The sequence below is a fragment of the Mesorhizobium sp. WSM1293 genome (assembly GCF_000513875.1).
In the GTDB taxonomy this organism is placed as follows: Bacteria; Pseudomonadota; Alphaproteobacteria; order Rhizobiales; family Rhizobiaceae; genus Mesorhizobium; species Mesorhizobium ciceri.
Genome location: NZ_AZUV01000004.1, coordinates 335,413 through 350,050 on the forward strand (window position 1 = coordinate 335,413; position 14,638 = coordinate 350,050).

Annotated in this window: 14 protein-coding genes and 1 pseudogene; 5 read left to right on the forward strand and 10 right to left on the reverse strand. The window is 63.5% G+C overall.

What is annotated here, in order from left to right:
• Nucleotides 1-19: 19 nt before the first annotated feature.
• Entirely contained in the window at nt 20-430 is a 411-nt protein-coding gene (locus M729_RS0107130; protein WP_027161173.1) for a GFA family protein, read from the forward strand.
• A gap of 43 nt (nt 431-473) precedes the next feature.
• On the opposite strand, the gene M729_RS0107135 is transcribed toward M729_RS0107130, so the two are convergent.
• From M729_RS0107135 to M729_RS0107160, 6 genes are all read right to left on the reverse strand, one after another.
• Nucleotides 474-1,547: a hypothetical protein gene (locus tag M729_RS0107135; protein WP_027161174.1), complete on the reverse strand. Its 1,074-nt coding sequence runs from the start codon at nt 1,545-1,547 to the stop codon at nt 474-476.
• Nucleotides 1,548-1,674: 127 nt separating this feature from the next.
• The gene (locus M729_RS0107140) at nt 1,675-2,556 is read right to left on the reverse strand and encodes an SMP-30/gluconolactonase/LRE family protein (protein ID WP_027161175.1); all 882 of its coding nucleotides are present in this window, start codon (nt 2,554-2,556) and stop codon (nt 1,675-1,677) included.
• Nucleotides 2,553-3,194, reverse strand: coding sequence for a 2-dehydro-3-deoxy-6-phosphogalactonate aldolase (locus tag M729_RS0107145; RefSeq protein WP_027161176.1), 642 nt, complete (start codon nt 3,192-3,194; stop codon nt 2,553-2,555). Before M729_RS0107145 ends, M729_RS0107140 begins: the two co-directional genes overlap by 4 nt.
• Nucleotides 3,191-4,144 (reverse strand): 2-dehydro-3-deoxygalactonokinase, encoded by a 954-nt coding sequence (locus M729_RS0107150; RefSeq protein ID WP_027161177.1) that lies wholly within the window; start codon nt 4,142-4,144, stop codon nt 3,191-3,193. The genes M729_RS0107145 and M729_RS0107150 overlap by 4 nt, the downstream gene beginning before the upstream one ends.
• Complete coding sequence (locus M729_RS0107155) at nt 4,141-4,908, reverse strand: SDR family oxidoreductase (RefSeq protein ID WP_027161178.1); 768 nt, start codon at nt 4,906-4,908, stop codon at nt 4,141-4,143. The genes M729_RS0107150 and M729_RS0107155 overlap by 4 nt, the downstream gene beginning before the upstream one ends.
• 267 nt (nt 4,909-5,175) lie before the next feature.
• On the reverse strand, nt 5,176-6,525 hold the full coding sequence (locus M729_RS0107160; protein ID WP_013528600.1) for an EAL domain-containing protein: 1,350 nt from the start codon (nt 6,523-6,525) through the stop codon (nt 5,176-5,178).
• A 300-nt stretch (nt 6,526-6,825) separates the two neighbouring features.
• On the opposite strand from M729_RS0107160, the gene gshB reads away from it, so the two are divergent.
• Nucleotides 6,826-7,767, forward strand: a complete 942-nt coding sequence (gshB, locus tag M729_RS0107165) for a glutathione synthase (RefSeq protein WP_027161179.1) — start codon at nt 6,826-6,828, stop codon at nt 7,765-7,767.
• A 174-nt stretch (nt 7,768-7,941) separates the two neighbouring features.
• Nucleotides 7,942-8,583 (forward strand): annotated as a pseudogene (locus M729_RS01000000134725) (magnesium chelatase domain-containing protein); the annotation flags it as partial.
• Between the two features lie 201 nt (nt 8,584-8,784).
• Here M729_RS01000000134725 and M729_RS0107175 read toward each other — a convergent pair.
• The 3 genes from M729_RS0107175 to M729_RS0107185 form a co-directional block, all read right to left on the reverse strand.
• A complete protein-coding gene (locus M729_RS0107175) occupies nt 8,785-9,558 on the reverse strand; it encodes a hypothetical protein (RefSeq protein WP_027161180.1) in 774 nt (257 codons plus the stop codon).
• The gene (locus tag M729_RS01000000134730) at nt 9,555-10,265 is read right to left on the reverse strand and encodes a hypothetical protein (RefSeq protein ID WP_032808082.1); all 711 of its coding nucleotides are present in this window, start codon (nt 10,263-10,265) and stop codon (nt 9,555-9,557) included. The genes M729_RS0107175 and M729_RS01000000134730 overlap by 4 nt, the downstream gene beginning before the upstream one ends.
• Before the next feature lie 108 nt (nt 10,266-10,373).
• Nucleotides 10,374-11,012: a recombinase family protein gene (locus M729_RS0107185; RefSeq protein WP_027161181.1), complete on the reverse strand. Its 639-nt coding sequence runs from the start codon at nt 11,010-11,012 to the stop codon at nt 10,374-10,376.
• Nucleotides 11,013-11,802: 790 nt separating this feature from the next.
• Here M729_RS0107185 and M729_RS0107195 point away from each other — a divergent pair.
• Nucleotides 11,803-12,546, forward strand: coding sequence for a hypothetical protein (locus M729_RS0107195; protein ID WP_027161182.1), 744 nt, complete (start codon nt 11,803-11,805; stop codon nt 12,544-12,546).
• A 132-nt stretch (nt 12,547-12,678) separates the two neighbouring features.
• On the opposite strand, the gene M729_RS0107200 is transcribed toward M729_RS0107195, so the two are convergent.
• Nucleotides 12,679-13,422, reverse strand: coding sequence for a sulfite exporter TauE/SafE family protein (locus tag M729_RS0107200; RefSeq protein ID WP_050596206.1), 744 nt, complete (start codon nt 13,420-13,422; stop codon nt 12,679-12,681).
• Between the two features lie 212 nt (nt 13,423-13,634).
• Here M729_RS0107200 and M729_RS0107205 point away from each other — a divergent pair, with 212 nt between their 5' ends.
• Nucleotides 13,635-14,636: a P63C domain-containing protein gene (locus M729_RS0107205; protein WP_032808083.1), complete on the forward strand. Its 1,002-nt coding sequence runs from the start codon at nt 13,635-13,637 to the stop codon at nt 14,634-14,636.
• Nucleotides 14,637-14,638: the final 2 nt, after the last annotated feature.

The following is a 14,638-nucleotide window of genomic DNA, read 5'->3' on the forward strand; positions in this document are numbered from 1 at the left end:
AGACCCGTGGAGAACGACAATGACCAACCACTATACCGGCGGCTGCGCATGCGGCGCGATCCGTTACGAGACCAATGACGAGCCTATCTTCCAGAACCACTGCCAATGCAGCGATTGCCAGAAGCGCTCAGGCACCGGCCACGGATCCTACCTGACCTTCGGCCAGCGCGCCGATATGGCCATTACCGGGGAGGTGAGCACCTGGCGCGTGGCGGGCGCCAGCGGCAATGAAAAAATCCACACCTTCTGTCCAACCTGCGGAACGCCGGTCTTTCTGATATCCGTCGCCATGCCGGAATTCATAGCGGTCCATGCGGCCAGCCTCGACGATCCGGAACAGTTCAGCCCACAGATGGTGACTTACACGAGCCACGGCCATGCCTGGGACAAGATGGATCCCGCCTTGCAGGCGGTCGAGCGAATGCCGTAGTGAAACGCGTCCGCCGGTCGGCCCGCGATCTGCCGTAGCGCCTTCAGGCGCGATGCTCTTGGCCGATCAGCCGGCTCGCCGCTGTCTCGGCTATGGCATCGGCAAGCTCGAGGCTCCATTGCTGGCGGCAATAGGCGCGGAAATCGAAGCAGGGCAGGCCGGGGCAGACCTCGAACTCGATGAGGTGGACGGTGTCGTCGGCCTCGACCCTGAGATCGATGGAAAACACGTCGCGCAGGCCGAGCCCGCTCATCAGCCGCCCGGCGATCGCACGAATCCTGGCGTCGGCGGCCGGCTGGCTGTCGGCGACCGCGACGAGCTCCGGCTCGGCGTAATGTCCCGCCGCTTTCGCTGCCTCGCCAGTGTCGCCGTAGAGCGCCAGGCTGTCGGCCATGGTCTGGAAATCGGCGCCTGAATCGACAAAGGCCACGCCAAGCGCTTCTACCCCGGCATCTGGTACCAGGCCGAGGAAACTGGCGCGCACGTTGCGGCCGGCGACATAAGGCTGGACGACGACATCGTCGCGATAGGCCGAAAAGACGCGCCGGCTGAGCTCCAAAGCGTGGGCGAGATCGCTGCAGCGCGAATCCGGCCATATGCCGATCTTGGCGCCGAGCCGGTTGGGCTTGACGAACCAGCCGGCGGGCGAGGCCGGCGGCTCGACCAGCCATTGGCCGTCACGCGCGAGCCCAGCCTGTGGCACCGGCAGGCCGAGCGCGCCGAGCACGGCGCCGGAGCGGAACTTGTCCTGGCAGAGCGCGAACAGCGCATCGTCGGCGCCGATTGTCTTGAAACCGCCCAGTCGCGCCAAAGCGGGCGCCGCGCCGCCGCGGAAATAGGCAATGCCGTCGGTCAGCGTCCAGACCAGCGTTGTGCTGGGATGCTCGCCGGCGAGCACGCTGGCAGCGTCGTCGAGCGCCACCGGCGTGAACGACAGGCCGCGTGCGTGGCAGGCACGGCCAAGCACGTCGAATTCAGGAGCGAGATCGGTCGACTGCGCCAGATAGGACGCGATTTCGGTTGCGCGCTGCGACGCATGGCCGTCGGCGAACAGACGGTCGAAACAAGCCTTTTCCGGCTCATGGACGAGTATCAGTTTCGGCTTACGGCTTGGCATGAGATGAACGATTCCCGGCGGTACGATCACCTACCATCGCATGGTCGAGACGTCAGGCTCTCGCGAAACCGACACGGTGCGGGCGGTGGCGTGACAACGCACCGTCCGACCGCAGAATCCAGTTCGCTCAGGCGATCAGCACGCGCGGCTCGAAGCGGCCGTTGACGGGAATATCGAGCAGAAAGGTCATGCCGCCCTGCAGATCCAGCAGACGCTGCTTCTCATCCTTGCCCGACCAGGCGGAGGTGACCGCCAGCCGGTCGGCCTTGGCGCCGACGAAGGCTGGGCAGGATGGCTGCGTCACCGGCATGGCGACCGTGCGGACGAGCTTGCCGTCGGGTCCGTAGGCTTCGATGACACTGCCGCCCCAGACGGCGTTCCACAGGATGCCGTCGCGGTCGAGCACCGACCCGTCGACATAGCCCTGGGCCGAGCGGTGGTCGACGAACAGCTTGGGCTCACCGGCAGGCAGACCGGTCGCCGGGTCGCAGGCGACGCGCATCAGCAGCCCGGTCGAGGTGTCGGTGTAGTAAGCGATCGCGCCATCCTCGGTAAAACAGATCGAATTGGAGACGGTGATGTCCGAAAACAGGCGGCGCAGTTCGCCCTTGAAAAACCAGTAGATCGAACCCGCGCCTTTTTCCTCGCCCTTGCCCATGGTGCCCATCCACAGGGCACCACAGGGATGGACGCGGGAATCGTTGGAGCGCGTGACCGGATTGTCGGCCTCGACAGGCGTGTGCAGCGTCAGCTTGCCGGTCGCGACATCGCGGACATAAAGGCCGGTCTCGGCGGCGATCAGCTGGCGCTTGTCGTCGATGACGGCGATGGCGCTCGCCATTTGGCCAAGCTCATGGACGGTGGTCGCGCCGCCGGACAGCCGCTTTTCCAGAAGCTGGCTGTTGACGATGTCAAACCAGTAGAGCGTATCGGTGGCGGGATCGTAGCTCGGCCCCTCGCCGAGCTGGCAGACGTGATCGGAAAAAACCGAAACGATCGCTTCGCTCATCCTGCTTCTCCGAACACCGCATCCCAGGCCGCGACGGCAGCTTGCGCACGCGCGGCCACCTCGTCGACGCTCATGCCCGGCTTGAACAGGCTGGAGCCCAGACCAAAGGCGGTCACGCCGGCAGCCTTGTAGCCGGCAAAATCTTTTTCAGAGACACCGCCGACGGCGCCGACCAATGTCTGCGCCGGCAACACCGCGCGCATCGCGGAAATGCCGCCGACGCCCAGCACGCTCGCCGGGAAGAATTTCAGGGCCGAGGCGCCGAGCTTGATCGCCAGGAAGGCTTCGGTCGGCGTGAACACGCCGGGCATCGTAACCATGCCGTAATGCATGGCGCGCGCCATCACCTCGGCATCGATATTGGGACTGACCAGCAGCCGCCCTCCGGCCTGGTGCAAGCCATCGACATCGGCCGGCGTCAGCACCGTGCCGGCGCCGACCAGCGCCGTTTTCGGCAGCACTTGGACGATGCGGGCGATCGACGAGAACGGTTGCGGCGAGTTGAGCGGCACTTCGATCGCCTCGATGCCGGCGTCGAACAGCGCCTGGCCCATGGCCATCGCCTCGGTGGGCTTGAGCCCGCGAAGGATGGCAACCAGGCCGCGCTTGAGTTTTGGAAAGGGTGCAGTCTGGCTCATCGGGCAACTCCAATTCTGGCGATCATGCCGTTCTCGCGCGCCGCCTCGACGAGACCGGCACGCACTGCCTCGTCGGCGTCGACGGCCCGGACCTCAAGCCCAGCAAGACCAAGTGCGGCCTGGTAGAGTGCGGCCAGCGCGCCGGAGGCAATCAGCACCACGGGTTCGGCACCGGCGCCATGCCGGCGGCTGGCGGAGGCGATCTCGCCGCCGATCAAAAGGCCGGACAGGCAGGCGGCGGCATCGTCGGCTTTCAGATCCTGCAGCAGGCCGGCGGCGCGGATCGAAAACAGCCGCGAGGTGACATCGCCGCCTTCGCCCAATGCGGTTTCGCACCAGCGGCGGAAGAACGGATTTTCCGATGTGACCGGCTTGGGGTGCTCGCCGAGCGAGTGCCGCAGGATCGAATGCGCGGCAAGCACGGAAAACAGCTCACCGGTCGGCCAGGTGCCGAAGCCGGTAACGGCGCCATCCTCGACCAGCACCCATTTCGAATGGGTGCCGGGCATGCAGACCAACTGGCGCCCCCTGGCCGGCAGGCCGGCGCCGGCAAGCTGGGTTTCCTCGCCGCGCATGACGTCGGGCGCGTCAGTCAGCCGCTGGGCCAGACCCGGAACGATGCGGATGTCACGGCTCTGTCCGGGCACGCTGGCGGCGCCCGCAAGGATGGCGGTAAGCGGCGCCGGCACGGTGACATAGGGCGCTTCGAGCCAGCCCTGGCGGGACCCGGCCATGCCGCAGATGATGACGGGCAGCGCCGCTGGTGCTCCCATCGCCGCCAGATGCCCTTCTAGGATGGTCGAAAAGCCCTTTTGCTGCGCGGTGATCAGGCCGTCATCGCCGCGGCGTTCGGCAAGCATCTTGCCTTGCCCGTCGATCAGCCAGACCCGCATGCGGGTCGTGCCCCAGTCGACGGCGGCGACCGCCGGTGCGTTGCCGGCTTGGCTCACAGGAAGCCTCCATCGACGACCAGCATCTGCGCCGTCAGCATGCGCGAGGCGTCCGAGGCCAGGAACAGCACCGTGCCGACGATGTCGTCCGGCTGCATCACCTGTTTTATGCACTGCTTGGCGACATGGGCGGCAAGCCCCTGTTCGGTCACCCAGAGCTCCTTCTGCCGCTCGGTGATCACCCAGCCGGGCGCGATGGCGTTGACGCGGATGCCGTCCACACCGAGCTTGCCGGCCAGCCCCTTGGTCAGACCGAGGATACCGGCCTTGGCGGCCGTGTAGGACGGCATGTCGGGGTGGTTGATCAGATAGGACGTCGAGGTGAAGTTGATGATCGAGCCGCCGCCGGCCCGCTTCATGCCCGGCGCCACCGCTTGCGCGGAGAAGAAATGCGGCCTCAGATTAATGGCTTGGTTGTTGTCCCAGAACTCGACCGTCACGTCTTCGACGGCGTGGCGTTCGTCCCAGGCCGCATTGTTGACCAGCACGGTGACATCGCCATGCGCCTCGGCAGCCTTCGCGGCGGACGCCCGCAGGGCCTCGACATCGCGCAAATCGGTCTTGAGATAGAGCGGCCGGCGGCCGAATTCTTTCTCGATGCGGTCGGCAAGAGCTGTGCTTGGGCCGTCGGCGATGTCGATGAAGGCGACATTGGCGCCCTGGCGCACAAAACCCTCGGTCAGTGCCGCGCCAATTCCGGAGCCGCCGCCGGTGATCAGCACCGAGGCTCCTTCGAGGTCGGCAAAATGCGCCGATGGCATCATCGTTGTTGTCTCCCAGCGCATGACCCCGAAAATCGGATCGATTTTCGGAAAGGGATCATGCGCAAATGTTAAATGCTACAGCGTCCTTTGCGCGTCTTGAAAGACGCGCGGCGCCGTAGCGTGATCGGCGCGCATCCTAGCCACGCAAGGCGCGCGGGCAAGGGCGAACCGCCGAATTTCAGGGCTTATGTCAGACAAAACGACAATGCGCCGCACCGGATGCGCACGGCAGCACCGTCGGGGTTGGGGATCTCGGAGGACCGCCGGTCAGATCGCCTTGGCGCGCAGGGCGCCGCGGAAGGAATCGCGGAGATAGCCGAGCGTGGCGTCGGCATCGACCGGCTTGCCGAACAGATAGCCCTGTCCGCCGGCGCAGCCAAACTGGACCAGGCGATCGGCCTGCGCTTCCTGCTCGATTCCTTCGGCGACGACGTCCATGCCGAGCCCTTCGCACATTGCGAGGATAGCGCGGATGATGTGTTCCGACGGCCTGTCGTCGAGAATGGAGGAGACGAAGGCGCGATCGATCTTGAGCTTGTCGAAATGGAATTCGCGCAAGCGGCCGAGCGAGGACTGGCCGGTGCCGAAATCGTCTAGCGAGACGCGGATGCCGACGCGGCGCAGATCCTCGACGATCTGCGCGGCCGAGGCCGGGTCGTTCATCAGGCCGGTCTCGGTGATCTCGATCTCCAGCCGGCGCGGATCGAAGCCGGTGCGGTCGAGGATCGCCAATATGTGCAGGCCGGTGTTCTGGTCGACGAGCTGCGAGGGTGACAGGTTGAACGACAGGAACAGGTCCTTCGGCCAGCTTCTGGCGGCCTCCGTCGCCTTGCGCAGCACCAGCTGCGACAACGGGCCGATGATGCCGCGCTCCTCGGCGATGGGAATGAAGACGGTCGGCGGCACGGAACCCAGGTCGCGGTCGGTCCAGCGCGCCAGCGTCTCGAAGCCGATGGTGCGGCGCGTGGCGAGATCGACGATGGGTTGGAAATGCGGCTCCACTTCGCCGGCCGAGACAGCCCGGCGCAGCGCCTGTTCGATGCGGGTGACGCGCTTGGCCGCTTCTTCCATCTCACGGGTGTAGACGACGACGCGGCCACGGCCGGAACGCTTGGCGTGGTAGAGTGCCGTCTCTGCCTTGTTGATGAGGATTTCCGTGGTCTCGTCGCCCGAATAGAACAACGAGCAGCCGACCGAGGCCGAAAGCCTGGCGGTGCGTTCGCCGACATCGTAGGGCGCCGACAGGATCTCGATCAGCATGCGCGACTTTTCGGCCGCAGCGTCCTCGCTGAATACCATCGGATAGAGAAAAGCGAATTCGTCGGCGCCGATGCGGCAGACCGTGGAATAGCCGTCCATAGAGGCGCGCAGCCGCATCGCGACCTGGATCAGGATGTCGTCGCCGGCCTTGTGGCCGAACAGATCGTTGATCGGCTTGAAGCCGTCGAGGTCGAGAATCCCGACGGTAAAGGGCGCGGGATCGTCGGCTCGGTCGGCGATCAGCCGATCGACCTTGTCGAAGAAGCGGCGATGGTTGCCAAGCCCGGTCAACGGATCGGTGAATGCCAGATCCGTGCTCTCCCTGTTTGCCTGACCGGTGCCAAACGAAGTTTGCATCGGTGTCCCTGTTTTGTGACTTCGGAATTTATTTTCAGACTGGCAGCAAACCCTTTAGGAAACGTATCGCGAAATCGATTTTCCATGGGCAACCGCGACCTGTTTCGAAGGATCGATGTGAGGTGTGGATTCGGGCTCAAGGAACAACGAGGACGCGCAGCCTGGCTCCTGTCACGGAATGACCGGCAGGGCCGAGCTTGCGACTTGCTGATGCCAATCTTCAAAAGGTCGCGATTGGCAGACGGGCAGTGAGCCTGTACAGGCAGGACAGTCGTCCATCCGAGCCGCCGGAGACCCGCCATGAAGCTGAAAATCGCCGTCCAGATGGACCACATCTCCACCGTGTCGATCGCCGGCGACACCTCGTTCGCGCTGTCGCTGGAAGCGCAGCGGCGTGGCCATGAGCTGTTCCACTACACGCCGGATCGGCTGTCGTTGCGCGACGGCAAGGTGTTTGCCCGCATTGAGGAGATGCAGGTGCGCGACGAGAAAGGCAGCCACTATTCGCTGGGCGAGAAGGTGCGCACCGATCTGTCGGAGATGGACGTCGTCCTGCTGCGCCAGGATCCGCCCTTCGACATGAACTACATCACCACCACGCACATCCTGGAGCGCATCCACCCGAAGACGCTCGTGGTCAACGACCCGGCCTGGGTGCGCAACAGCCCGGAAAAGATCTTCGTCACCGAATTTGCCGACCTGATGCCGGACACGCTGATCACCAAGGATCCACTCGAAGTTGCCGCCTTCCGCAAGGAGTTCGGCGACATCATCGTCAAGCCGCTCTACGGCAATGGCGGCGCCGGCATCTTCCATCTGCTGGAGGGCGACCGCAACCTGGCCTCGCTGCTGGAAATGTTCGGCCAGATGTTTCGCGAACCCTATATCGTGCAGCGCTATCTCAAGGACGTGCGCAAGGGCGACAAGCGCATCATCCTGATCGACGGCGAGCCGGTCGGCGCCATCAACCGGGTGCCCGCCGAACATGATTCCCGCTCCAACATGCATGTCGGCGGCCGCGCCGAAAAGACCGAGCTGACGGCGCGCGAACGCGAGATCTGCGCACGCATCGGGCCTTCGCTGAAGGAGCGTGGCTTCATCCTGGTCGGCATCGACGTGATCGGCGACTACATGACCGAGATCAATGTCACCTCGCCGACCGGCGTGCGCGAGGTCAAACGCTTCGGCGGTGCCGACATCGCCAGCCTGTTCTGGGATGCAGTCGAAGGCAAGCGCGGGTAAGCCGTTTTCATTTTGTCTTAACCATGTTCCGTTTTTGCAACCGCGCTCAATTCGGCTGCAACCCACGCGCTCACATGTTCCCGTAATGTTCTTGATTTGACCGAGGATTTGTGATTGTCTGCCCGTGGGGCCATTTCTTGGCCATCGCGTGGGTTGTGGCCTGGGGGCAAAGAAATGGTGGCGCGGGTTCGCACGGTCGCTTTCCAGGGCATCGAGGCCGTGCCGGTCGACGTGCAGGTGATGATCGCGCCCGGCAAGGTCAACATGCACATCGTCGGCCTGGGCGACAAGGCGGTGGCCGAAAGCCGCGAGCGGGTGCAGGCCGCACTGCATGCATCCGGCCTGTCGATGCCGTCGAAGAAAGTCACGGTCAATCTGGCGCCGGCCGACCTGCCGAAGGAAGGCAGTCACTACGACCTGCCGATCGCGCTTGGCCTGATGGCTGCGCTTGGCGCCATTCCGGGCGACATGCTGGCCGGCTATGTCGTGCTTGGAGAATTGTCCCTCGACGGCACGATTGCCGCGGTCGCCGGCGCCTTGCCGGCGGCGATCGCCGCCAATGCCGAGGGCAAGGGCCTGATCTGCCCGTTCGCCTGCGGACCTGAGGCGGCCTGGGCTGGAAAGGATTTCGACATTCTGGCACCGCGCAGCCTGATTGCCATCGCCAATCATTTTCGCGGCACGCAGGTGCTGTCGCGCCCCGAGGCCGGCATCCACGCCGCCGCGCTGGATTTGCCCGACCTCGCCGACATCAAGGGCCAGGAGACCGCCAAGCGGGCGCTGGAAGTGGCGGCCGCCGGCGGGCATAATCTTCTCATGATGTGTACGAAAGACCCCACGTTGATCGAGTTTCTTTGCCGTCGATGAGGCGGGGCTCCTGCGTTCGTGGCGAGCAAGGTCAACTCCTTGTGGGCGCAGGGGTTGACCCCAATTCGCTCCCCCCGCACTGCGAATTTGCGCAGTTCGAGCCTCAACACCTTGCAACAGAAGGGTTCGCTCGGGCTCGCCTGTTCGCGTTCAGAACTCGTCCGGCAAAACCGCTGGCAATTGCTCCGTGCCAGTCGCTATACGAGCCGCCTCGGCTGCGGCCTTCGCGATGGCCTGTAGCAACTCCTTCCGCACCTCGGGACCCTTGACTGCTCGCAAGTTGGCGAGGACCTGCTGCAGGGCCTGCTTGGTGTTCGATGCGTAGTGGTCGTCCGGATCAGGCTTGCCGAACTCTGCCCCCGTCTCAATGACATCTCCAGCTTCCTTCATGAGCTTCCACACGGCCGGGAAGTCACGCCTCATCCACACGGGCACGGTGCGAGCTGAGATGATGCCGCCCAGCTCCCGTTCCATCTCGCGAGCTGACTTTACGCGCACCGCGTGGCTCTTCTTGCCGGGCTTCTTGTGCTTCCCTGCTTTGACATACGCCTTGAACACCTCGCGCCTCTCGCTGGGCTTCAGCCTCTTGCCGTGCGTCATGTTATTCTGGGCAGCAATCCAGCGGTATTCGTCGGGGCTCGCTCCAGTAACAACCGTGGCGTCAATGAAGGCGTTCCCGGCTGCCTCAGCGGCCTTCGTTCTGTGCCAGCCGTCGACCAGCACAAAGCCTCTTTGGAGGTCCCTGTCATCAACAGGCGCGACTGTGATGGCCGGAAAGATAACGCCGGCTTGCATGTGCCGCCGGTATTCCTCGACCAGCTTCCAGTCGATCCCATCCCTGATCTGGGTCGCTTCGTCTTGGATGAGGGCCGATAGGCTGACCCGCACGAAGCTGGGCTGCGCTTTGGATGTCTGACCTGTCATGCTGTTTCCTTCTTAGGGGCTTCCAAGGTGGGCAGCCGGTGCTTCTCGACCAGCAACTCAGACGCCTTCTCCAACGCCTCGCCGATGTGCCTCAGGACCCTTCCGCGTGGCCTCGGATAGACGTGCAGCTCGGTCGCGGTCGGACCCTCGCCCCATCGCTTGTGCGTACCAGAGGCCATCCGGTGGATGAGCTTGGCGGCTTGCACCTGCTTGAACTCGGCCTTGCGTTCGGCCTGCGGGTCGTCTCTTACGATCATCTCGACCGCCAGCCACGCCGCGACCACGCGATGCGGCTCGATGCCAGCCTTGCGCAGCCTCGCCCAAGCAGCGTTAGCGCGCACCTGTGGCGACAGACCGCGCAACCTGAACGCCTCCACAGGAGGCCCTGCGGTCCGCAGAAGGGTCGCCACGCGGTCGACCGCATTGGCCACGTAGGTGTCGCTCTGGTTCGCCTCAAGCCATGCCAGCGCGGCGGCCCGATAGGGGTTGATCTGCCGTGCCCCGTAGGACGGCCTGTAAGGGCTCCCATGGCGCGCGTAATGATCAGCATGAGAACGGCAGAACCGCGTGTCCAGGCCGTCTCCTGTGCCCGCGCGAGCCGGTCTACTGCACCCGACCACACGGCATCGGGTGAACATCGCGCTGGGCTCATTCGCCCGGCCCTTTACTTCGGCCTTCCGCTCGCGCTTCGCCGTCCAGTTGGTCACGTCATCATCCTCAAAGTAGCCACCCCGCATCGGCGGGAGGGCAAGCGTCTACAGCAGGGGAAGCGGCCGGGACAACCGGCAATGTGTCCCAGCCGCGATTACTCAGCGTCACGGGCTCGCCACGGGGTCGCCGGAAGGAGCAAGGCGCTTTGCCAGCTTTGCCAGCGTCGACCGGGAACAGTTGGTCGCCTTCACGATGGTGTTCCAGCTCTGCTTGTTTCGCAGCATGTCCAAGATGGCCTCGTTGCGTTCGGCATCCTCCGGCCGGCCCTTCATGCGCCCCTCGGCCTTTGCCTTGGCGATCCCCTGCGCCTGCCTGCGGCGTCGGTCGTCATAGTCCTTGCGCGCGATGGCGGCGAGCATGTCGAGCAGCATCCCGTTGATCGCGTCGAACATGCGCCCGGTGAAGGCGTCCTCGGTCTTCAGCATCATGTGCGAGGTCGGCAAGTCCAGCGCCACGACCTTGACCTCTCGGTCCTTGATCTCGCGCTTGAGCTGGTCCCAGTCCTTATCCGACAGGCGGCTCAGGCGGTCGACTTGTTCGGTGAGCAGGATGTCACCGGGCTTGCTGTCCCTGAGCAGCCGGAACAGCTCTGGCCTGTGCAACGATGCTCCGCTCTCGTTCTCCTCGTAGGTGGCCGCGATGGTCAGCCCCCGCTCCCGGCAGAACGCTTCAAGATCGCCTCGGGCGCGCCCCGCGTCCTGTTCCTTGGTCGAGGCTCTGAGATACGCTCGGATGAATGACATGATGCCCTCCAGTTCGTTTTGACTGGTCTGCTAATAGGCAGTTCGTTTAGGGCCCGTCAAGAGGTATTTATCGAACCACCATCGCGCCGGTTCGGATAGGGCACACCTTTGAGAACCCGCTCTCGATGTGCCCGACCCCGCCCTTCAGGTGCGCACTATTCGAGCTTGGAGATAACTGTGGCAGCAATCGCCGCGATGATCGCAAGGAAGATGTCTCTGCCAGCGGCCGAGGGCGGTGTACCCGCGTAGCTGGCAAGAGCGAAGTAGACGATGGAGCAAGTCGCGCCGATGGCGATGAGGGAGGGAGGGAGGTTCATCCGCAAAAGCTTTCTCTGTTCGGGCGAGAATGCTTTTGGGGCTGAAGCACCGGAAAGCGTCCTCGACCTCTTGGGCCAAAGTTCGCCTTCTCGGAGATTTCCGCCGGGTACCATTCCCTTGCCCGGGAATGAGCCGATCAGCCGTAGAAGTCTCCCGACAACATCCCGTCGGGCCGGGTCACATCATTAACATGCGAGCGTGAAGGCCACTGGTGGCGGAAATCCCTTGGTGGCCGTTCCGGCGGGGCGAAACGCGTCCCCCCTCCCGGTTCTCGAAGTACTACGTTGATTTGGGGATCGCGAGGTCGCAAGACAAGGCCCAGGTCCAAGATTTCGTACCCGATCTGCCCCCGCCTGTTCCTGCCGTAGAGGTCTGACCGTTCAGAGTTAGTCGTGGTAGGTGTTACAGACGGGCAAGCCTTCGGGGATGCACGCGAGACAAGGCAGTGGTGCCCGCGATGAACAAAAGGACAATGATCGACGAGCTCACAGGGCTGAGCGTGCGGCTGAATGGGCTCGTTGTGCCGGGAAGGTCCATCGAACGGACCTTGGCCGCTTACTCCTTCAACCTCGTCGTGCACAACAATCATGACACCTACAAGGTCTCGCTGGTTGGGTCTGCTACTGCCGTCCACTTCAACGGCAGGTACATTCTGTTGTGCAGCAATCATCAACTGAGGGGCGTTGATCCGCAGCAGGTGGCGATGCTCAAAGACGATGGAGGCATCTTGGTCACTTCGGGGGGCTACGCGGCTTATCAGGCACGTCCTGATACTGACGCGAATGACATCGCGGCCTTCGACTTCACGGAACCCGTTGCAGCGCACCCCGATTTGAAGAGGCGCTTCTTCGAGCTGAAGGATTTGCCGCCCGACACGCTCGTCACAAATGTGATGGCGATGCTGCTGACCGGCTATCCATCCGCTGGTCAGACCTACGATCTGGAAGTGAAAAATCATCTTGGGCTGGCTCGCCTTAACGTCGCGTGCGTGCCAGACGGGCAGCCGAAGGACGACGCCTTGATCCGGGTGCGCGCATCGGTGCCTCTTTCCGTCGACCCGGACGGCATGAGTGGCGGCTCCGCATTCGTGATCCAATTGGAGGGGAACGACCTTCGGGCCTATTTCGCAGGTATCATCCTGCAGGGCAGCAGGGAGCTGTTCCACGTGCTGAAGGCGGGCTATGTCGTGGGATTTCTCCGCAGCGTCTACCCGTGACGATGAGGGGGCACGGGGGGCGCTGGTGCGAGCCGGTAATCCGATCACCCGCGCGAACTTTTGTGGCGAACATTTCTGGCCTGTACGCAACGCGTACCTGGCTGCTGCTAAGGAAGAAGGGATGTTGCGTCGTCAGTGACGCCAGACTTTCACCGCCGAGATCACCAAGATGGTGGCCAGCAGAGGCAGCAGCACACCGCTCGGCACAACCCCAAGCATCTGGCCGCCCAAGAACGTCCCGACTACAGAACCGCAGGCCATCACCAGTACGAACGCGATGTTACGCCGGATGACTGAGAAGCTCTGATCGCGGCTGTAGCGAGCGAAACCGACGATCATGGTCGGCAAGCTCACAGCGAGCGACAGGCTGCCGGCGAGCTTAATGTCGGCCCCGAATAGCAGTATCAGCGTTGGGATCAGCAGTTCTCCGCCAGCGACCCCGAGCAGCGCAGCAACGATGCCTATGATGAACCCAGCGACGACCCCAGCGATCAACTGAGCTGGTCCCGTAAGCAGCGCGCTACCAGCGTGAGCATTGTGGCCGAAGAGCAGCACACCCGCGATCACGAACAGTATGATCGAGATCGTCTTGTAGAGCGTCTCTGCTCGAAGGTGGGTCGCCCATCCAGCTCCCAGCCATGCGCCTATGAGGCTTCCGGCCAGCAAGTTCGCGATGATAGGCCAGTGTGAAGCGATCTCCCCGAAAGGCACCGTCTGAGCCCTGAACGGCAACGCCGTCGCTACCACAATCAAGCTCATCGCCTTGTTGAGGATCACGGCTTCCAGCGCACCGAAGTTGAACAGCCCGATTAGCAGGGGCAGCCGGAACTCAGCGCCTCCGAGACCTACCAGCCCGCCCAGCGCACCAATGACCATGCCACCACCGAACGCGAGGGGCTTGCTGGGCGAGGTGTGGGTGACGGGCAGGGGCTCATCGGTCAAGACGTTGTACTCCGTGGGAAACAACGCTGTAGGCCGTCTTCAGCGCGTCCGCCAGATTATTGGGAGCAAGCATCCCGTAGAACCTATGCTTGCACGCTGGGAGCAAGCATGCTATCTGCATCATGCTTGCAAACGAGGTGCCGAAGATGTCTGAACAAACTCCCCAGAGCCGTGGCGGTGACGCTCGCGCTGAAAAACTGACCGCCGAGCAAAAGAGTGAGATCGCGAGACAAGGTGCAAGGACACGGTGGGAAGTTGATCGCACCCTGCCGAAGGCGACACATGCCGGGAAGCTCGTCATCGGCAATAGCGAAATCCCTTGTGCGGTCCTGCCCGATGGCACTCGCCTGTTAACGCAGGAGGGCTTCCTCGGCGCGCTGGGTCGGTCGACAAAGCCTAAGGGTCGCTCGCAGCAGCCCTCGGAAGACTTGCCACCGTTCCTTGCCACCGTGAGCCTTTCGTCCCTCATCACAGACGACGTCCGGGCCGCAACCGTACCAATCGTCTTCCGCACACCCACCGGCGGCAAGGCTCTGGGCTATAGGGCGGAGCTGCTCCCTAAGGTTTGCGATCTCTTCCTCGAAGCTCGGCGGCTCGACCTCCTGACAGCTCAGCAGCAGCAGATCGCCGACAAGTGTGAAATCCTCGTCCGCGCGCTCGCTCAGGTGGGCATCGTGGCTCTGGTTGACGAGGCCACGGGGTTCCAAGATGAAAGAGAGAGGGACGCCCTCCACCAGTTGCTCTCGCTCTACCTGTCAGAGGAGAAGCTGGCGTGGGCGCGGCGTTTCCCGAACGAGTACTATCGACAGCTCTATCGGCTAAGGAACTGGAGTTGGCCGGTCGGCAAGGCCAAAACCCCGTTGGTTGGGACGCTGACCAACAAGCTCGTCTATGATCGCTTACCGGCAGGTGTGCTGGAGGAACTTCGCAAGCGGAACCCCACCGAGCCTGGCACCGGGCGGCGCAAATGGAAGCATCATCAGTTCCTCTCTGAGGACCTCGGGCAGCCAGACCTCCGCGACCACCTTCTGCAGCTTGTCGCTATCATGAGAATTTCCAAGGACTGGGCGACCTTCCTTGTGCATTTCGAGGATGCCTTTCCGAAACCGGGGGTTCAACTTTCGCTGCTGCTCGAAGACGCGGATTGACG